Origin of the sequence: Christensenella minuta (genome assembly GCF_003628755.1) — a bacterium.
Classification (GTDB): domain Bacteria; phylum Bacillota; class Clostridia; order Christensenellales; family Christensenellaceae; genus Christensenella; species Christensenella minuta.
Genome location: NZ_CP029256.1, coordinates 1,635,832 through 1,655,669, shown reverse-complemented (window position 1 = coordinate 1,655,669; position 19,838 = coordinate 1,635,832). Strand labels below are relative to the sequence as shown.

Genomic DNA, 19,838 nt, shown 5'->3' with positions numbered 1-19,838 from the left:
ATCGTTGAAATAAGGCCGTTTTTCTGTGATAGAGGCCAACTTGCGCTCACGGAGGGCCTATACTATACGGAGCCCGGCGCCGCCGAATACGCGGAATTTGGGATTTCAGCAAAAAAACATACGGCCCAATGAACGGCCCTATTGCTGCTTCCTATTTTTCTGCGCTCCTTTTTTGGTAATCAGGAAAAATATGACCCATGCGGCGAATACAAGGACTAGAACCGCAACTCCAAGAAAAAACGGGTGCTCAGCCGTTGGATTCTCAAAGATTGTGGCGGCATTGAGCAGCCTTGAATTCAGAAGATACGTGACCCCCGCGTTTACGGGAAAAGCCGCGTTGCCTGCTTGATCCACCTCGATTCCGCTTTCGTTCAGGGGAAGGATATCCCGGTTGATATCATAATAATACAGGTACACCAAGGATCCAGGCGGATAAACGTCGCCAACATAAATACTGATATTGGTATCCGGGGGCAGGGCGTCGTTTCGAGCAAGGTTGAGGAATACCGCATTTTTATCCGCGGACGACGCGGTGCGTTTCCCCTGCGGCGGCTCCTGCGAAACACTGGCGGAGAGGTTAATGTTCATGGGCACGGAAAGCCTGAGCCCGTTAAAGCTGAAGGAATAAGGGCGTTCGCCGTTGATGGTGAATACCAGGTTCCGGTCCTGTCCGATCAATGGGTAAACGACGCTTTCCGGCACAACCGTCGTCTGGTTAAGGAATACATGCACATCCTCCGGTACGTTTGCTTCCAGTTTGGCGATCACATTGTCCGTATCGATGGTTTCCTCCCAGAGCGTAAGGTTGGAGGCATCCGAAAGGGCGAGAAGCTCTTCATCAGATTTGCTGTTCAGATAATCGGCAACGACGCTGAACAGTGTGGAGCTTTCCTCTAAAACGGGGGAGGTAAATTCATAGCCGTCCCCACCGTAATAGATAAAATCGATCACGGCGACGGTGAAACGGTCGGTATCTGCCACCTCTTTCCCATTCTTCGTAAGCGTCTGGACCACCGCTGCAGATTTTCCCTCGTCGTTCAAATATTTCCGTGCCGTGACCTCAAAACCCGCGAATTGGGGAAACGCGCTTTCTCCAATCAGCATACGCGCGTTGAGCATCGTCTTAAGCTCCGCTCCCGTCATTTCCGTGGTAACGATAAGGTTATCATAAGGGATGGCGTTGTAAAGGGTACCGAAGGAAACCGGACCCTCCGGAATGGATCCGGAAATGATGCCGCTGTTCACGAGCGCGAAATCGGCCCCCGTATCCTCCAGCATTGCCTGCGTGCACAGTTGCCCGAAATTCGTGCTTCCAGTGCGGATATACGCCTGCTCCGCGTTGAGGAAAACAGGCGTAGCGGCGATCTTTTCCCCCATGATAGGCTGCTGTTCCTTTTCATATTCAATAATTGTTTCTGCGACGTTCTTATCCGGCGAAAAACCCGAAGCCTCCCCGGCGTCGACTAGGCGGCTGTTCACGCCGGTCAACACTTTTTTGGAATCGAAGGTGAGGCTGGTGATCCCGAAGTTTTCAAAATTTTTCCCGGCCTGAACGATCAGGGGGGTCCTGCCCTGTATATAGCCGGGATAAGAAATATAACCGTTGGCGTAAGTATCGTGGGAGTGTCCGTCGATCACAAGGTCGATCCCGCTTACGCCGGTGGCAATATCCACGCTGCTCGTTCCCGCGTTGTCCGCCGTGCCAAGGCTGGAAAGTACGATGACGGCGTTCACATTTTGTGCGCGCAGGTCGTTGACCGCGCTCTGGACCGAGGTGAAAAGGGGTTCTCCGTCGAGGAAAGTGACGCCTGAAAGATCACGCGGGTCTGCCGTCTCTGCCGTCTGCGGCGTCGCGATACCGATCACGCCGATTTTGATCCCGCTCTCCTGGAAGATACGGTAAGGCTCGAACATGGGCTGCCCGTCCTTGAGGATATTGATGGCAAGGCCGTTGATCTCGGAATCCGAGAGAAGCCGCTGTAAGGTTTCGCTGCCGTAATCGAAATCGTGGTTTCCGGGGGTGATCGCGTCATATCCGACCTGCTCCATCAGGGCAGCGATGCTTTTGCCGTCGCTGAGGTTGGCAAAAGCCGTACCCGAAAAAGCGTCGCCTGCGTCGAACACAAGACGGCCGTCGGATTCGTCTCCCTTCAGCATCGTACGGAGCCGCGCATAGCCGATAGACGTTTCGTTGCCGACGGCATGGCCGTGGACGTCGTTTGTATGGTAAATATTGATGACGGTCTCATCTACCGCAGGAGCCGCGGACGCAAGGCCGGGAACCATCATAATAAAAAACAGGAACGCCAGCAGCAAGGCCGGCACTTTATCAAGACGCATAATGCCTCCATATTCAATGATGAAGCGTTTCCTGCATTATATCAAAAAAGCGTACGCTATGCAATTTTCATGTCGCTGGATTTTCGGTAAAAGGCATGGTAAGATTAAGAAAAAAAGAACGGCGGGAGGAAACGATGGAACTGAAAGAGACGGCGATTTCTTCGGAAACGGTATATGACGGGAAAATTATCAAGGTACAGAAGGACAGGGTGCGCCTGCCAAACGGAAAGGAAGCGCTGCGCGAGGTTGTGCGGCACCAGGGCGGCGTATGCGTGTGTGCGGTCGACGGAGACCTAAACCTGTTTTTTGTAAGGCAGTACCGCTATCCGTTTCAGGAAGCCATGCTCGAGCTTCCGGCCGGGAAGCTCGACGTGGAAGGGGAGGATGCTTATGATGGAGCGCTGCGCGAGCTAAGGGAGGAAACGGGGATCATCGCGGCGGACATGATGCCGCTTGGCGAAATTTATTCCAGTGTAGGCTTTTGCGACGAATCCATACATATGTATCTCGCGGTCAATATCGAACAGGGAAAACAGTGCCTCGACGAAGACGAGTTTATCAATGTGGAAAAAATACCGCTCGGGCGGGCAGTAGAAATGTGTCTGAAGGGGGAGCTTAAAGATGCAAAAACGGTGGCCTGCGTGCTCAAGGCATATATTATTCTTGAACAGCTCCAGCGCGAGGCCGGCAGGACGGAGGCGGAAGCTCATGAGTGAACGAAGGGTGACGGACGGGGAACTGGAAACTATGAGCGTGATCTTTAAAATGCTCAGCGACCAGACACGCCTTCGCATATTGCTTGCGCTGCATAATCGGGAACTGTGCGTGGCCCATTTGTGCGAGGCGCTGGCGATGGAACAATCCGCGGTGTCGCATCAGCTCAGGAACCTCAAGGCTGCGCGCCTTATCAAAAACCGCAAGGATGGGAAAAATGTCTATTACAGCCTCGACGACGAGCACGTCCTGCATGTGATCGACCAGGTGCTCGAGCATGTAAGGCATTAGAAGGCATTTTGAAATCACAAAAAAAAGACGGATCACCGCCTTTTTTTGTTGAGGGGAAATTTTTGCGGAAAAAAGCAAATAATGGGTTTACAAACGGGGAGGATGTGGTATAATACATATGAACAAATGAACATGTATTCATATGAAGGAGGACGGCAATGGAACGCGAACATGTACACATTCAGGCGGATGAAGCATGCGCATGCGGAGCTCACAGCGGCCATGACCGCCGCGACCGCCATGAGCACCATGAAGATGGATGCTGCGGCCATGAGCATGAACATGAGCACGGGTGTGCGTGCGGCCATGACCATGCGCATGCGGAAGAAGGAAAGAAAAGCTATCTGACGCGCCTTATCATCGGGGTGGCGGTCTTTGTGTTCGGCTATATTCTGCAAAGCGTGATGGAACTTGACCTGTGGGTCAGTTTTGTGATTTTTTTTGCGGCCTATCTGGTGCTTGGCGCGAACGTGCTGGCAGCGGCGGGAAAGAATATCCTGCGCGGCAAAGTATTTGATGAAAACTTCCTGATGACTGTCGCGACCATTGGGGCATTTGTACTTGGGATCTATACGGGCAGCGGAGATTTTGCCGAGGGAACGGCAGTCATGCTGTTCTATATGGTAGGTGAAACACTTTCCGATATGGCGGTGGAGAGAAGCCGCCGTTCGATCACCGAGCTGATGGATATCCGGCCCGATTACGCCAACCTGAAAGCAGGCGGGCAGGTACGGAGGGTCGACCCTGCCGCCGTTGCTGTGGGCGATGTTATCGTTGTGAAGCCGTTTGAAAAGGTACCGCTTGACGGCATCGTGGTATCCGGCAGTTCAGCCCTCAATACCAGCGCGCTGACAGGTGAAAGCCTTCCGCGCGACGTCTCCGAGGGTGCGGAAGCGCTTGCGGGCAGCGTGAACGGCGGCGGTACGATCGAGCTTCGCGTGGAGAAGGAATTTGGGGAGTCCACTGCCGCAAAGATACTTGATCTCGTGGAACATGCGGGCAACAAGAAAGCGCGGGCTGAAAAATTTATCACCAAGTTCGCGCGCTATTATACCCCCGTCGTGTGTGCGGCAGCGCTGATCGTGGCAATCGTTCCGTCACTTGTGACGGGCGCGTGGAGCGTTTGGATTTACCGTGCGTTACTGTTTCTCGTGATTTCCTGCCCGTGCGCGCTTGTGGTTTCCGTGCCGCTCAGCTATTTCAGCGGGATTGGCGGCGCGTCGAAAAAGGGCATTTTGATCAAGGGCGCAAACTATCTCGAAGCGCTTACGAATGTGCGGGAAGTGGTGTTCGACAAGACAGGTACGCTTACGAAGGGCGAATTTGCGGTCAAGGAGGTGCATCCGGCTGGCGGGTTCACGTGCGAAGAGGTGCTGGAAGCGGCGGCGTGCGCGGAAGCGGATTCTTCGCATCCCATTGCGCGCTCGGTGCTGCAGGCATATGGCGGGGAGCCGTGCGCGCGCATGGGCTATGAGGAAATTCCCGGCCATGGCGTAAAGGCCGAAACGGAGGAAGGCACGGTCCTTGCGGGCAACGCAAAACTGATGGAGCGAGAGGGCATTGCCTATGAAAAAATGGAACAGCCCGGAACTGTGCTCTATGTGGCGGAAGACAACAAATTCCTGGGGAGCGTGCTAATCGCGGATCAAGTGAAGGCGGACGCGCAGGATGCAGTCAAAGGCCTGCGCGGTATGGGGATCGGCACTGCTATGCTCACGGGTGACGCGCAAAATATTGGAAACGCAATCGCGCGGCAGGTGGGCGTGGACGAAGCCTATTGTGAGCTGCTGCCTCAGGATAAGGTAGAAGCGCTGGAACACATCCAGGCCAAAAACGGCAGTACGGCGTTTGTGGGCGACGGCATCAACGACGCGCCCGTACTCGCCCGGGCGGATGTAGGGATCGCGATGGGCGGCGCGGGCAGCGACGCGGCCATCGAAGCGGCGGATATCGTGCTGATGACGGATGAACCGTCTTCCGTTCCCCGGGCGGTGCGTATCTCGAAAAAGACCCGGCGGATCGTATGGCAGAATATCGTGTTCGCCCTTGCGGTCAAAGCGGTTGTCATGGTGCTTGGAATTGCCGGGTTTGCGGATATGTGGTGGGCGGTATTTGCGGACGTGGGCGTGACGCTCATTGCCGTTGTAAACGCCCTGCGCGCACTGAGATCGTAAATAAACGAATGAAGAAGAGAGTGCTTCAATTGCTTGTGAAGAGACCGCTTTTTTTTACAGTTTTAACTAGTTGAGAACGAGAAACGTTCGAAACAAAACCATCCGTTAGACGGGCGGAAAGCAAAGCTTACAGCAAGGAGTTTTTCAAACGGATAAAAGTTTAGCGTATAGTAAACGGATATGTAAATATCATATTATATTTACCCCAAAGTATCGAAGAATATATGCGGAACAGTATTTGCAGGATCAGGTAATAGATAAAGTCGGTGTGCGGGAAATGGAAGGTACCTTCAGGGGTAGATAAGAACAAATGCAATGTGGCTTGAACGAAGAGAAAGCCAGCATCTAAAGATGCTGGCTTATATCATGCCTTTTTAGGTTTTTTCATATCGGCCTTCCGGGTTATCTATAATGGCGCGCGGTTAAAAAATAGACCATGTATACCACGCCGCCCGCGATTCCGGAATGGATCAGCATATCCCGGAAGTCGACGGAATCGGTTGTGATGTTCTGGTTGTATACGCGCATCATCAGGACGCACGTTACGACTACGGTAATCAGTTGTCCAGCGCACAGCGCGATTTTCGCAATATGGTATTGGATTTCCACATTGTCAGCGTTGATCTTCACCGGATATTTGTACAGGCGTGGAAAGCGGGATAATAAGAACAACAACCCGCATATGCCGCCGCCCAGGGCAAACAGGATGAACAATACGGTGCGCATTCCGTATTTTGCAATGAGGCCATCAGCATCCGCGGGAGGAGCGGGCATGGGCAGGACGCTTGCCGTAAGCGCAAACGTCACGATCATACAGATAATACTGACAAATGTCGCCCATTCAAGTACAAATCGCCAGTTGCGCAGGACGTTCAGCCGGATTTCACGTTTCATGGCACTCCTATTTCCTTAGATCGATAAATTCGGAGGAATCGATACTGCCTTCCGCAAAAGTTCCCATATCTTCCAGCATACGCAGGGACGCTTCCAGAATATAAAACATCAGCGGACAGCCGCTTCCTTCTCCGAGGCGCATCCCGAGCGTAAGCGCGGGCGAAAGGCCGAGGGCTTCGGAAATCGCCGCATATCCCTGTTCGTCGCTTTTGTGCGACGCAAACATGTAAGATACGCTCACAGGGGCGATGCGCATTGCGCACAGCGCCGCGCAGGCGGAAATAAATCCGTCGATCACGGCCGGGATCCTGTAGTGCGCACAGGCGAGGTATGCGCCCGTCATGGCCGCAATATCGAGACCGCCCACTTTGGCGATCACATCAACGGGGTTTTCCGCGTCCGGTCCGTTTACCGCGATTGCCCTTTCGATCGCGGCGACCTTTTTGCGGTACTGCCCGTCGGTAATGCCGGCTCCCCTGCCGGTCATCTCAGCAACGGACTTTCCCAGCAAAACTGACGCGACGGCGGCCGTGGTGGACGTATTGCAAATGCCCATCTCCCCAAGGCCGATCACATCGCAGGACGCCTGTGCCGCCGCGGCTTCGTAACCGGCTTTCATGGCCGCTTCACACTGTGCGCGCGTCATGGCAGGGCCTTGCGTCATATCGTTTGTTCCGTGCATTACGAGCACATCGACGATGTTTTTGCGTTTCAGCTCCTGCGCGACGCCTACGTTATAGACGAAGACTTCCGCGCCCGCCTGTGCCGCCAGCGCGTTCACACCGGCAATCCCGTTTGCGATGTTAACGGTCTGCATGGGAGTGACCTCCTGCGGGACGGGAGTGATGCCCTGCTTATAGATGCCGTTGTCCGCCGCGAATACGAGCACGGCACGTTTTGAAAGGGTGCCTCCCATAAATCCGCGGATACCGGCCAGCCTCACGGCATATTCTTCGAGCTGCCCAAGACTGCCAAGGGGCTTTGAAAGGGAATCCACGCGCCCGCGAGCCGCGGTCATAGCGCTTTCGTCCAAAGGCAGTATATCTGTATAATCCATATTCTGTTATTCTCCTTTTGCATATCCGGCGGCGGACCGCCTGAATGAAACCCGCCGCCTGTACTCTGCCTGTCAGCTTAAAATTCTCCCATAATAGTATGACATAACTTTTTCCTTTAAGCCAATAGAAAATTTGAAAGAGAATTTTTAGAAATTGGGAAAAAGTAATTGACAGGCGGGGAAAAAAGAGATAATATAAAAACAAAGATTAAACGTTTACGTAAATCTGGTTTGCAAAAATTATTCCCCACATAATAAAACGCTTAATAAAAATAAAAAAGCAAAACAGAATAGAGAAAACGATTGCGAAAAAAATTGATTTCATATCATGGCGCAAGAGGAGTGTTCTGGTGAATCAGAAAGAAATCGCAAAAAAGGCCGGAGTATCTGTAGCCACAATATCGCGTGTGATTAATGGAGAAGAAGGCGTTTCCCAGGAAAAACGGCAAAAAATTTTGGAATTGCTTGATAAATATGCTTATGTTCGTGATATTAACGCAAAAAACCTGCGCACCTCACGTTCAAAAGCCATTGGTTTTCTGATTTCAAATTTTGAAAATCCGTTTTTTGTCTCTATGTATCAGGGACTTGAAGCCGTATGCCGGAAGAACGGATATAATATTATCATCGGCAATACCAACGAAGATATCCGGCAGGAGCAGGAAGCGATCGATCTGTTTTTGAGTTACAGAGTGGCGGGAATTGTCGCAAGTTTTGTCGATCCGCAGGAAACAACGCTAAGAAAAATTAAAAATTTTGGCTCCAATATCATCGCGCTTGACCGACAACAAAAGAATATCGAGGCGGATACCGTCACAATGGATAGCTTTGCGGGCGCGAAAATGCAGGTGGATTATCTTGCAGGTCTGGGACACAAACGGATTGCCGTGATCCATGGTACGACGACCAATCTGCCGGGGGAAGAACGCCTGAACGGATATATGGCCGCAATGGAAGAACATGGCCTTGAAGTGCTGCCTAATTATGTTGCCTCGGGTTTCTTCAATGAAGAGGAGGCATACGCCGCCACGGTTCAGCTGATGGGGCAGAATCCGCGCCCAACGGCGTTAATCACGCATAATAACCTGATGTGTATCGGTGCGTATAAAGCACTCAAGGACCTTAATATCAAAATCCCGCAGGATGTCTCCCTGATAGGGTTCGATGATTTTGATTTTGCCGATTATTTGGAGCCAAGCCTGACCCTGATCGACAGGCCGCTTAAAACGATGGGCGAAATTGCAGGGAAAATGTTGATTGAACGAATCGAAGGGAAATACAGCGGGAAGGCGAGACTTGTTGTCTTTCCGGCAAAACTGCGCGTGAATCATTCATGTGCACGGGCCGAACGAATAATACAAGAATAATAGCTCGAATCAAAACGAAATATTTTATGGATAAATTGCATAAATCTATGAGTTTATAGTGTGCGAATGGTTTATATTGCGAAAAAAAGAAAAAACAAATAAATTAAATTGCATTTTGCGAAAAAAATTGCTTGACTTTTATGGCAAGGGGTTCTATAATCCAAACATGCAATACAGCAAGGGCGCTGTGGACGATCTCTGCGGATGCCTGAGGCCTGGTTGCTGGAACAGCTGAGAACAAAACAGCTGGAGTCACACACATCTTCCGGATTCCCGGGAAGTTGGCATAAGGTTTTCCATGTAAGAAAAAGAAAGAAAAACAGTAAACGTGTCCTATCAATTTTTTTCAGCACAACGTAAACGTTTACGTAAAGGAGAGTTACAGGCGCAATGCAAATAAAAGAAAAAATCGAGAAAAGTGTTGAAGAGAACAAGGAGCAATTGATTCAGTATTGCAGGAGATTGATCGATATTCCCAGTGTAACCGGAAATGAAGGGGCGGTACAGCAGGAGGTTTCCCGCATTATGACTGAAATCGGCATGGATATTGACATGTGGGAACCGGACGACCGTGAAATGAGGGAGAGCAGCCTATTTTCGGAAACGGGGGAGAGTTTTAACGGACGGCCCGTTGTTGTGGGCGGACTTCATGGAACAGGAGGTGGTAAATCCCTGCTGGTAAACGGGCATGTGGATGTCGTGAACGAATATCCGCGCGAGAAGTGGGACAGCGATCCGTTTCACAGCGTTATTAGGAACGGGAGGATTTACGGGCGCGGTGCATCCGATATGAAGAGCGGTGTTGCGATGGCGCTTTTCGCGGCAAAGATAATCAGGGATATGGGGATAGTCCTGAAAGGAGATTTTACGATCGTGAGCGTGCCGGGAGAGGAGAATGGAGGAAATGGCACCGTTGCATCCGTACTTAGGGGATATACGGATTTTGATGCCGCCATATATCCGGAGCCAACGTCCAATCAAATACAGCCCGCACATCGCGGCGCTGCATTCTGGAGGGTGTATATCGAGGGGAAAGCCTCGCATGGGGGGACCAAGTACCAGGGAGTGAGCGCGGTGGAGAAGGGCATGAAAATTGCGCGCGCGCTTGAAGAACTGGAATGGAAGCGGCACCGGGAAATCTGCAGCAAGCATCCGATGTACGGGGACTATCCGCTGTCCGCACCGGTGACTCTCGGAATATTCCGGGGCGGGCAATTCACAAGTGGAGTCCCGGAGACGTGCATACTGGAGGGCTGCATCGAATATGTACCCGGAGAGGCGAGCCGGGATGTATGCAAATCCTTGGAAGGCGCAGTGTGGGAGGCGTGCCGAGGAGACGAATGGCTTCTCACCCATAAACCGCGCGTCGAATGGTTTGGCCTGCGCTATGAGCCGTCAGAGACAGATCCGCATCATCCCTTTGTGAAAACAGCGGAAGGCTGTTACCGGGAAATGCTTGGGAGGGATCCTGAAATCAATGGATTTGAAGCGGGGACGGATATGCGTGTACTGGCAAATAATTTCGGTGTGCCGGGGATTATGTTCGGGCCGGGAGATATCGCAATGGCGCATGCGCCGAATGAATATGTGGAGATTGGGAAACTGGTCGAAGCGGCAAAGGTATTGCTGCTGCTCATCACCGAATGGTGCGGGTGGCAGGAGAAAAAGGAGGGAGTATAAAAAGTGTGTACGAATGAAAGCTGTAGCGAATGTATGGGGAAAAAATGCGGGGAATTGCGCCAGGTTCCGGGACCAAAATCGGCCGGGATCAAAAAGGACCTTTTCGAGTATGAAGGCGGCGGGACTTATTGGCGGGCGACGTTTGACGGAGAAGAGAGGATACCGGTATTTGAACGGCAGTCTGGCGTGCGGCAGTGGGATGTAGATGGGAACGAATATATTGATACCTACGGACCTTTCGCAGCCTCTTGCCTTGGGCATACGCCGCAGGCCGTAATCGATGAAGTCTATAAACAGTCAAAAAAAATGATGCATGTTGCGGATATGCCGACCATCCCGCGCGCAGAATTTGTAAAAGAACTGGCGGGGATCGCGCCTGGCGAAATGAAGGGGAATGCGGTGGTGCATAGCGAGGTGGGCGGAAGCGCGGCGGTGGAGCTGGCGCTTCAGGTCGCGGAATATTATACGCCCGACCCACAGCATGGAATTATTTCCTTCTATGGCGCCTATCACGGAAGGATGTCGGCGGGACTTTCCGCAACGCCGTGCGCATATTACAGGGAAAAGGTCCCCACCATAAAAAACGATATCACCAGAATCCCTTTTCCGTACTGTTACCGGTGCGCCTATGGCAAAGAGTATCCTTCCTGCGATCTCTACTGCCTTGAAGCGTTTCGCGAAATGTTTCGTTCCCCGGAATACGGCCTTTACGACCCACGCACGAAAACAAACCTTGTGTCTACGTTGATTGTGGAGCCGGCGCAGTTCCACGGCGGCGGCGTATATGCCCCCATGGAATATTTCAAAGGGATTCGCGAAATTTGTGATGAATACGGGATCGTATTTGTCGCGGACGAAATCGCGATCGGCATGGGTCGGACGGGCAAGTGGTGGTGCATTGAACACTATGGAGTCACGCCCGACCTGATTACAACTTCAAAAGCACTTTCGGGCGGCGTGTGGCCTCTTTCCGCGGTTCTTGGGAAACGGGAGATCATGGAAGCGTGGGCCGGCCATCCCGATAAGCATATGGGAACGTGGCATGGAAGCGCGATTGGCTGCAAAGCGGCGACGACAACGATCCGTGAGATCAAAAAGCAAAATCTGCTCGAAGCGGCGGCAAAGAAGGGCGCATATTTCAAGGAAAACCTGCAGCAGCTGCAAAAGGAACATACGTTGATTGGAAGCGTGGAAGGTATCGGTCTCGGGCTTGGCATCGAACTCGTGAAAGACAGAAAGACCAAGGAGCCCGCGGCGCAGGAGACGGAATACATCGTGAAACGCGCCCTGGAATATGGAGTCCTCATCAATCTTTCAAGCTACTACGGGAACAGGATGACCTTTATGCCGCCGTATGTCATTACGGAAGCGGATATTGACCTCGTGACGGAGGTGCTCGGCAGGTGCCTTGCGGAGGCGGAAGCGAAATTTTAACAGAGCCTGAATATATCCCAGATATATTTAAAATAAGAATGGAGGACAAACACATGAAAAGAACAGTCAAAAGGATTCTGCTCGTTGCAATGGCGGCGCTGCTTTGCCTCGGCGTATTTGCAGGATGCGCAGGGACTAAGGATATTAAGATCGGCGCGATGCCTGCCGATTCCAACATTTCCTTCTTCCAGGAGCTGGCCAAAGGAATGGAGGCGGCCGGGGAAGCCTTCGGGGTCACGGTAGATATCCAGTATACGGGTCGCGACATTGAGAAAGAGTTGAGCCTTACCCAGACGTTTATTTCCCAGGGTTATTCGGGGCTGGTGCTGGAGACGGTAGACAGCTCGGCGATCACGGGCTGCCTCTCCCGTGCACAGGAAGCGGACATCCCGATGGTGGCAGTCGATACGGTTCCGGATAAAACAGACCTCGCAGCTTCTACGGTAACATCCGATAATTACAACGGCGGCTACGCGGCAGGCGAGCTGATGAAACAGCTTATCCCGGAGGGCGGGAAAATTATGATGACAAAATTCAACTACAGCTCGGTTGCGATGGACGACCGGTATAAAGGCTTTGAGGATTCGATTGCCGATTCCAATCTTGAACTGGTGGGCTCGATCGAGCAGGATGGGACGCGTGAAGATACCCTCAATAAAATCACTCCCATGCTAACAAATTATCCGGACCTGGTAGGCATATTCTGTTCGCAGGGTGACCCGGCCATCGGCTGTCTTTCCGCGGTTACGACGGCAGGTATGCAGGATCAGGTGGCCATCGTCAGCTATGACATTGAGGACGAAGTAGCAGCCGCGATCGAACAGGGCTCGGCAATTAAGGGCGGAGTGACGCAGTTCCCTTATGCGATGGGATATATGTCGGTCTATGAAACGATCAGGGCGATCAACGGCGAAGAAACGCCGGAGATCGAAGCGATCCCGGTACTGCCCGTCACGAAGGACAACATTGCCGAATTCAAGGAAGACGCGACGGCGTTCCTTGAAAAATACGGAGATTATAAACTTCCCACGGAGTTATAAAAAAGAACTTGACGTCCTGGGCGGTGCAGCGTACCGCCCAGGACAAAGGAATGGGAGAAGCAGAATGGAAAACAATTATATCGTCAATATGACGGGAATCGAAAAAGGTTTTTCCGGCGTACCTGTTTTAAAAAAGGTCGACCTCAAGCTCCGGCGGGGGGAAATACTGGCGCTGATGGGTGAAAACGGCGCGGGAAAATCCACGCTGGTCAATGTATTGATGGGCGTCCATCAAAAAAACGGCGGGACAATTGAGATCGACGGCAAAGTGATGGACGATTACAATATCCAGATCGCCCGCAAAAACGGCATAACGATTATCCCGCAGGAACTTGCGCTCGTACCGGCGATCTCTGTGGCGGAAAACATCATGCTGGGTGCGCGCAGCACCTCGAAGAGCGGTGCCATTGACTGGAAAACAATGTATGACAAGGCGCAGGAGGTCATTGATGATCTTGAATTCGATATCGATCCCCGGGCAAGGCTTGACAGCCTGCCGATCTCTTACCGGCAGATTGTATCGATTATCAAGGTAGTGGCGGAAAACGCGAGGGTCATCATCATGGATGAACCGACGTCGTCGCTCTCCAGGGAAGAAGTGATCCGGCTGCAAAAGATCATCTTCCGACTGAAAGAACGCGGCGTAGCTATTATTTATATTTCTCATTTGATGGATGAAATCTTTGAAGTTGCGGATACGATTACGATCCTGCGCGACGGCATGCTGATCGACTCGAAGAGGAAAGAGGAAACCAACCAGCGGGAAGTCATTTCACTGATGGTGGGCGAAGGGCTGCTGCAAACGCAGGAGACGCTGAGAAAAGAGATCGAAGCGGAGGCGGGGAATATTAATGAAAAAAAGACCGTTTTAGAGGTGAAGGGCCTGAAGCGGAAAGAGGGCGGCCCGGAGATTTCATTTGTGTTGAAAAAAGGAGAGGTATTGGGAATTACAGGTCTGGTAGGAGCGGGAAAGACGGAGCTGCTCCGGAATCTGATTGGAATCGATAAATTTGCAGAAGGGAAAATTTTTGTCAAAGGGCAGGAGGCGGAGATCAAAAGCCCGAAAGACGCCTATAAATACCGGATCAGCACTGTACCGGAAGACCGGAAATTGCAGGGACTTGTACTCATGCGCAGTGTAAAGGATAATATTGCCCTTGCACAGCCTTACCGCCAGAGCATTGCGAAACTGGGGATCGTAAACTCAAAAAAAGAAAAGCAAGACGCGGAGCGAAGCGTGGAGCAGCTTTCAATCAAAATTGCGGGGCTTGGTCAGCGGGTTGGACGGCTGTCGGGTGGGAACCAGCAAAAATGTGTCATCTCGAAGGCATTGCTCACGGGTCCAGAAATATTGATGCTCGACGAACCAACGCGCGGCATTGACGTTGGCGCAAAAACGACGATCTATAAATTGATCCGCAAGCTGCGCGACGGTGGGGTCGGAGTGATCCTGTTTTCATCGGACGTTGCAGAAATACCGATTGTGTGCGACCGCGTGATCGTCCTGAACAATGGAGAGATCGTAGGCGAGCTTGCCGGGAAAGAGACAACGGTAAGCCGGATTCTGAATTATACGGCAGGGGGAATGGAACATGGAAATGGTAAAGAAGAACGAACGCAGTAAGGGCGGTTTTAAGAAATTTTTGACATCCTATGGGGGATTGATCTCAGTCATCATTATCGTAATGGTCATCACCTCAATTCTCCGCCCGGTATTTCTTACAGGCAGCAACCTGATGCAGATACTGGTAAATAACAACAGCATTTTCCTCACGGGCTTTGGGATGACGTTCGTAATTCTTGCCGGAGGGATCGACCTTTCGCAGGGAGCGCTTGCGGCGTTTTCCACGATGACGGTGGCGCTGTTCATCAGCATGGGAATCCCTGTAGCGCCGGCAATCATGCTTGCGGTTGCAATTGGCGCAGGCGTAGGGATCGTCAATGGACTAATCGTATCCGTTGCAAAGGTACATTCCTTTGTGGTTACACTTGGCATGACGACGATCCTGCGTGGTTTCGCAGTGGCCCTAAACGGCGGTTACCCGATCCCGATTGATATGGGAAGTGATTTTATCAACTTTGGCAACGGCAATGTGGCAGGGCTTTCAAATACGATTATTATTTGTATCATTGCATTTATCGTTTGCTGGTTTATCCTCAAAAAAACCAATGTGGGACGCAATGTATACGCGATTGGCGGAAATCAGGAGGCGGCTAAATTTTCGGGAATCAGCGTTGTCAAGACATCCGTTTTCGCTTTTGGGATTTGCTCGGCGTTGACGGCACTTGCAGGGGTGATCCTTGCATCCCGTATGTTTTCGGGCCTTCCGTCCGCTGCAGTCGGTCTTGAGACCCAGGCTGTGACAGCAGTTATCATCGGCGGGACAAGCTTTACGGGGGGCGACGGCAATATCGCGGGGACCGTAATCGGCGTTATCCTGCTTGGCGTACTCTTAAACGCTATGGTGCTTTTTGGACTTGCGGACTGGCTGCAGGACGTTATTCAGGGCGCGATCATTATTATTGCCGTAATCTATGATAAATTGAGGAGAAAGGGAGCCTGACCATGGAATCGCCGAAAATTGGATTGATATGTGTGAGTCTCGACGGAGAACGGACGGATCTCGCGAAATTATTTTTACGGCAGGCAAAGGATGCTCTGCGGGAGAAGGGGATGCGTGTTGCGGAAGGTGCGGAAAATTACACCACCAGCCGCGGCGAGGTAGCGAAACAGGCCGGAAAATACCGCGAAGAAAATGTGGATTGTATCCTTTACCTGATCGGGACCTGGATATTAGCGGACCATGTTGTGGATGCCCTGCAGGCGTCTGCCGGAGTGCCGGCCGCAGTGTGGGGCGTGCCGGAGGCAGCGTCATTTTCTTCCGTGGGAGCCAACGTAGTCCATGGAGCGCTCACCGAAATGGGTATACCGCACCGCTTGTTTTACGGTATGCCCGCAGACGCTGCGGTGATGGAGGATATTTGCGCTTATGCGCGTGCGTGCCGCGTAAGCCGCGTGATGCGAGGCGCCCGTTTCGGTATGATCGGCGGCCGGACGATCAGCGCTTATCCAACGACGGGGGATGCCAACCAGATCAAAGCGCTGTTCGGAATCGAAACGGAGCAGATCGACCAGATGGTATTGCTCGAAAAAGCCCGCAGTATTCGGAAAAGCGAAGCGGAAGAGGTCTGCGGGTATGTCAGGGAAAATTTTGGCATGGTTACGGTGCCGGATAAAATTTTACTGAAATCGGCAAATGTATACCTGGCCCTCCGGCAAATAAAGGAAGAACATGCGCTTGATTTTTGTTCGGTGAAATGTATAGGGGAATTTATGGATACCTATACATCCTGCTGCCTTGCGGTCGCGCTTCTCAACGACGCAGGCTTTACCACAGGATGTCAATGCAGTGTCAATGCCGGTATTTCATCCTTTCTGTTTTCGACATTATCTGGAGCCCCGGCATTTTTTGGCGATGTCAATATGATCGACATAAGAAACGGTACTGCACGTCTGATTAATTGCGGCGTGATTCCCACAAAGCTCGCACGAAGCTATCGGGATGTGAGCTGGGTGCCCCAATATGAATATATGGGCGCGGGGCGCGGCGCATGCGCAATGTTCTGTTGCAGGGAAGGGGAAGTTACGTTCGGTACGCTTGGCAGGGAAAACGGGACATATGTGATGAATCTCGCACAGGGGGAAGCGTTTATGAAGCCGAAAGAAGAGCTTGCGGAAGTAAGGACATGGGCGCAGGCATTTATTAAGCTTCGCTGCGATCCTGAAAGCTTTTACGGGAACATTCTCAGCAACCATAGCGTGATGGCGTACGGCGACTGGAAAAAGGAACTGGTGGAGTTCTGTAAATTAAAGCAAATCAGATATTACGACAACATAAAATAAAAAACATCTATTCATCTTTTGGAAACGCACGGGCAGGCCGCATCGGTTGGGGGATCGTAACGGCGCGCCTGTGCGTTTTATTCTGTTCAAAAAAAGAAGGGCCGCGTTTCGCGGCCCTTTGCAGCAGATAATTTAAAATACGAGCTTATCCTCGATAAACTGCTTTACCGAATCCATTGAAATGCGTTCCTGAGCCATCGTATCACGGTCACGCACGGTCACGCAGCCGTCCTCGAGGGATTCAAAGTCAACCGTCACGCAATACGGCGTGCCGATCTCGTCTTCCCGGCGGTAACGCTTGCCGATCGAGCCTGCGAGGTCGTAGTCCACATTGAAATGCTTCGCAAGGCCGGCGAACAGCTTATCCGATGTTTCCGAAAGTTTTTTCTGCAGGGGCAGCACCGCGGCCTTGAAGGGCGCAAGCGCCGGATGAAAATGCATTACGGTACGCGTATCGCCGTTTTCCAGCGTTTCCTCATCGTATGCCTCGCACAGGAATGCGAGCGCCACACGGTCCGCGCCAAGCGACGGCTCGATGCAGTAGGGAACATATTTTTCATTTGTTACCGGGTCAAGGTATTCGAGGCTTTCCCCGGAATGGCCCATGTGCGCCTTGAGGTCGAAGTCCGTCCTGTCCGCAATGCCCCACAGCTCGCCCCAGCCAAAGGGGAAGCGGTATTCGATATCCGTCGTCGCGTTGGAATAATGCGAAAGCTCCTCGGGCGCATGGTCGCGCAGCTTCAGGTTTTCGTCGCTCAGGCCGAGGGAAAGAAGCCAATTGTGGCAGGTATCCTTCCAGTAATTGAACCACTCAAATTCCTCTTTTGGATTGCAGAAGAATTCCAGTTCCATCTGTTCAAATTCACGAATACGGAAAATAAAGTTCCCGGGCGTGATTTCGTTGCGGAACGATTTTCCGATCTGGCCGATGCCCATGGGCATCTTGCGGCGCGTCGTGCGCAGTACGTTTTTAAAATTGACGAAAATGCCCTGCGCTGTCTCGGGCCGCAGGTAAATTTGCGCCGCCGTGTCCTCGTTGACACCCTGGAAGGTCTTGAACATGAGGTTGAACTGGCGGATGGGCGTAAAATCTTTTTCTCCACAGGAAGGGCACACGATGTGCTCCGCGATGAACGCCTCCATCTCTTCTTTGCTCATGGCTTCCACCGGGCCGATATCGAGTCCGTTTTCCGCTGCATAATCCTCGATCAGCTTATCCGCGCGAAACCTCTCTTTGCAATTCCGGCAGTCCATCAGCGGATCGTTGAAGCCGCCTACGTGGCCGGAAGCGACCCACACCTCGGGATTCATCAGGATCGCCGCGTCGAGGCCCACGTTATATGGGCACTCTTGTACGAATTTCTGCCACCACGCGCGCTTTACGTTGTTTTTGAATTCCACCCCGAGCGGGCCGTAATCCCACGAGTTTGCAAGTCCGCCGTAAATCTCCGAGCCGGGATACACAAAACCGCGCCCCTTTGCGAGCGCCACGATTTTATCCATTGTTTTTTCCATCGTTTTCCCTCCAAAATTTATAAAAAAAATCTTTCGTTCCCTTGGAATAGGGACGAAAGAATACCTTCCGCGGTTCCACCCTGATTGGTTCAAAAAACCCGCCTTCATTCTGTGCGTTTTAGCAACGCGGGGCGCCACACCCGCAAAACGCGCTCTATCCAGTTTCTGGCATAATGATATCAAGTTTAAGAACGGAATTCAAGCATATTTTTAACGGAAGTTTTTCCCACTCGTTTCGAAGCGGCCTGTGCTGTGCTATACTATATAAAGATTAAGGGAAAAATACGATAAGGAGAATTCCATGAACGGAATTGGATTGTTTGGCATCATTACGGTATGTTCGACGCTTGCGGTCTTCATCGTGTGTATTGCGCTTTATTGCAGGATACAAACGAAGAGGCATTTTAAATGCCCGCATTGCGGCGCACGGTTCAAGGTTCCCGGAATGCGTACATTTTTTGCCTCGCGGCAGGGAACGGACCGCTTGCTCTCCTGCCCGCAGTGCGGAATGAGCTGCTATATGGAGAATATCCCGGACGAAGAATACACGGAAGAGCTGCGCCGCGCGGATTTGGAGCGCCGCCGGAAAGAAGGGGAATGACGGTCCTTCCCGGCGGCGCGGGCAGCTTTGCGGGCGCCGTATTCCGCTAAGGCAAAAGCCCTGCCAGAGGCAGGGCTTTTGTTCCGGATATCCGGAAAACCGCCTCCGAAAGAGCGGTTAGTTCAGAACGATGACCGAAACGTTGAGAACCGTCGCGATCCCAAGCCACACAATGTAAGGGACCAGCATATAGAAGGCGGGACGGCTGACGGCGGAAACATTACGCATCAGGACCACAAGGTTTATAATCAGCGCGATCATAATCACGAGCGCAGGTCCGGGCGCATATGCCAGGAAAAAAATGGGCGACCACAGCGCGTTCAGGATAAGGTTCACGACATAACCAATAACTGCCGCGCCGCACACGCGCCTTTTCGAGACTACGAGGGCAAACGAAACCGCGATCAGAACGTATAAAACCGTCCACACCGCCGCAAATGCCCACGGCGGAGGCTGGAGCGGTGAAAGTGCAAGCCCCTCATACCATGCGGACGATGTGTCCGTGGCAAGGCTCGCGAAAACCGCTCCCGCAAGCGTGGCGGCAATTGCCGCTATGATCCTTGCGGTACGCCTGTTTTTTTCGTGTTTTTCTTCTTCCATCTTATAAGTCATTACAAACATAACTCTGTCTTCCCCTTTACTGCCGGGAAAAGAATCCCGGAACCTTTCATAATTCCTTGCAATGTGGCGGCTGCCTGCGATATAATAAATCATTAGGAACGCATCCGGCGCTATCGCATTCGTAGTTTAATGATACCCGCGAAGCGCACGGATAAACTGGCGGTCCATTAAAATTCACTAAGGTAGGGTATCCGCGGTATGCGGAA

General features: G+C 52.0%; 16 protein-coding genes and 1 pseudogene. 12 read left to right on the top strand and 5 right to left on the bottom strand.

All coding sequences use genetic code 11. The features are described from left to right. Nucleotides 1-138: 138 nt before the first annotated feature. A complete protein-coding gene (locus B1H56_RS07840; RefSeq protein WP_066521816.1) occupies nucleotides 139-2,340 on the bottom strand; it encodes a bifunctional metallophosphatase/5'-nucleotidase in 2,202 nt (733 codons plus the stop codon). Between the two features lie 95 nt (nucleotides 2,341-2,435). Here B1H56_RS07840 and B1H56_RS07835 point away from each other — a divergent pair, with 95 nt between their 5' ends. The 4 genes and pseudogenes from B1H56_RS07835 to B1H56_RS15225 all read left to right on the top strand — a co-directional run. Continuing rightward, the gene (locus B1H56_RS07835; protein WP_242862040.1) at nucleotides 2,436-3,056 is read left to right on the top strand and encodes an NUDIX domain-containing protein; all 621 of its coding nucleotides are present in this window, start codon (nucleotides 2,436-2,438) and stop codon (nucleotides 3,054-3,056) included. After that, nucleotides 3,049-3,345, top strand: coding sequence for an ArsR/SmtB family transcription factor (locus tag B1H56_RS07830; RefSeq protein WP_066521821.1), 297 nt, complete (start codon nucleotides 3,049-3,051; stop codon nucleotides 3,343-3,345). Before B1H56_RS07835 ends, B1H56_RS07830 begins: the two co-directional genes overlap by 8 nt. Before the next feature lie 158 nt (nucleotides 3,346-3,503). Beyond that, nucleotides 3,504-5,519: a heavy metal translocating P-type ATPase gene (locus B1H56_RS07825; protein ID WP_066521822.1), complete on the top strand. Its 2,016-nt coding sequence runs from the start codon at nucleotides 3,504-3,506 to the stop codon at nucleotides 5,517-5,519. A gap of 178 nt (nucleotides 5,520-5,697) precedes the next feature. Then, nucleotides 5,698-5,766: pseudogene (locus tag B1H56_RS15225) on the top strand (IS200/IS605 family transposase); the annotation flags it as partial. Nucleotides 5,767-5,921: 155 nt separating this feature from the next. Here the strand turns inward: B1H56_RS15225 and B1H56_RS07815 are convergent. Next, entirely contained in the window at nucleotides 5,922-6,413 is a 492-nt protein-coding gene (locus B1H56_RS07815; RefSeq protein ID WP_066521824.1) for a hypothetical protein, read from the bottom strand. A gap of 7 nt (nucleotides 6,414-6,420) precedes the next feature. Next, nucleotides 6,421-7,470 (bottom strand): nicotinate-nucleotide--dimethylbenzimidazole phosphoribosyltransferase, encoded by a 1,050-nt coding sequence (gene cobT, locus B1H56_RS07810; RefSeq protein ID WP_066521826.1) that lies wholly within the window; start codon nucleotides 7,468-7,470, stop codon nucleotides 6,421-6,423. Between the two features lie 350 nt (nucleotides 7,471-7,820). On the opposite strand from cobT, the gene B1H56_RS07805 reads away from it, so the two are divergent. From B1H56_RS07805 to B1H56_RS07775, 7 genes are all read left to right on the top strand, one after another. Further along, nucleotides 7,821-8,837 (top strand): LacI family DNA-binding transcriptional regulator, encoded by a 1,017-nt coding sequence (locus tag B1H56_RS07805; protein ID WP_066521828.1) that lies wholly within the window; start codon nucleotides 7,821-7,823, stop codon nucleotides 8,835-8,837. Nucleotides 8,838-9,227: 390 nt separating this feature from the next. Continuing rightward, on the top strand, nucleotides 9,228-10,517 hold the full coding sequence (locus B1H56_RS07800; protein WP_066521831.1) for an ArgE/DapE family deacylase: 1,290 nt from the start codon (nucleotides 9,228-9,230) through the stop codon (nucleotides 10,515-10,517). A gap of 3 nt (nucleotides 10,518-10,520) precedes the next feature. Next, nucleotides 10,521-11,951: an aspartate aminotransferase family protein gene (locus B1H56_RS07795; RefSeq protein ID WP_066521833.1), complete on the top strand. Its 1,431-nt coding sequence runs from the start codon at nucleotides 10,521-10,523 to the stop codon at nucleotides 11,949-11,951. Between the two features lie 53 nt (nucleotides 11,952-12,004). Continuing rightward, nucleotides 12,005-12,991 carry a sugar ABC transporter substrate-binding protein gene (locus tag B1H56_RS07790; RefSeq protein ID WP_066521836.1) on the top strand — a complete coding sequence of 329 codons (987 nt, stop codon included), beginning with the start codon at nucleotides 12,005-12,007 and terminating at the stop codon, nucleotides 12,989-12,991. Between the two features lie 64 nt (nucleotides 12,992-13,055). Beyond that, nucleotides 13,056-14,615 carry a sugar ABC transporter ATP-binding protein gene (locus tag B1H56_RS07785; protein WP_066521839.1) on the top strand — a complete coding sequence of 520 codons (1,560 nt, stop codon included), beginning with the start codon at nucleotides 13,056-13,058 and terminating at the stop codon, nucleotides 14,613-14,615. Further along, nucleotides 14,584-15,555, top strand: a complete 972-nt coding sequence (locus B1H56_RS07780; RefSeq protein ID WP_066740048.1) for an ABC transporter permease — start codon at nucleotides 14,584-14,586, stop codon at nucleotides 15,553-15,555. The genes B1H56_RS07785 and B1H56_RS07780 overlap by 32 nt, the downstream gene beginning before the upstream one ends. 2 nt (nucleotides 15,556-15,557) lie before the next feature. Then, nucleotides 15,558-16,895: a hypothetical protein gene (locus B1H56_RS07775; RefSeq protein ID WP_066521841.1), complete on the top strand. Its 1,338-nt coding sequence runs from the start codon at nucleotides 15,558-15,560 to the stop codon at nucleotides 16,893-16,895. 132 nt (nucleotides 16,896-17,027) lie between these two features. Here B1H56_RS07775 and B1H56_RS07770 read toward each other — a convergent pair whose 3' ends face one another. Beyond that, nucleotides 17,028-18,410, bottom strand: a complete 1,383-nt coding sequence (locus tag B1H56_RS07770) for a glycine--tRNA ligase (protein WP_066521844.1) — start codon at nucleotides 18,408-18,410, stop codon at nucleotides 17,028-17,030. A 301-nt stretch (nucleotides 18,411-18,711) separates the two neighbouring features. Here B1H56_RS07770 and B1H56_RS07765 point away from each other — a divergent pair, with 301 nt between their 5' ends. Then, entirely contained in the window at nucleotides 18,712-19,011 is a 300-nt protein-coding gene (locus B1H56_RS07765; protein WP_066521846.1) for a hypothetical protein, read from the top strand. A gap of 117 nt (nucleotides 19,012-19,128) precedes the next feature. On the opposite strand, the gene B1H56_RS07760 is transcribed toward B1H56_RS07765, so the two are convergent. Then, on the bottom strand, nucleotides 19,129-19,725 hold the full coding sequence (locus B1H56_RS07760; protein ID WP_066740046.1) for a TspO/MBR family protein: 597 nt from the start codon (nucleotides 19,723-19,725) through the stop codon (nucleotides 19,129-19,131). Between the last annotated feature and the right edge of the window lie 113 nt (nucleotides 19,726-19,838).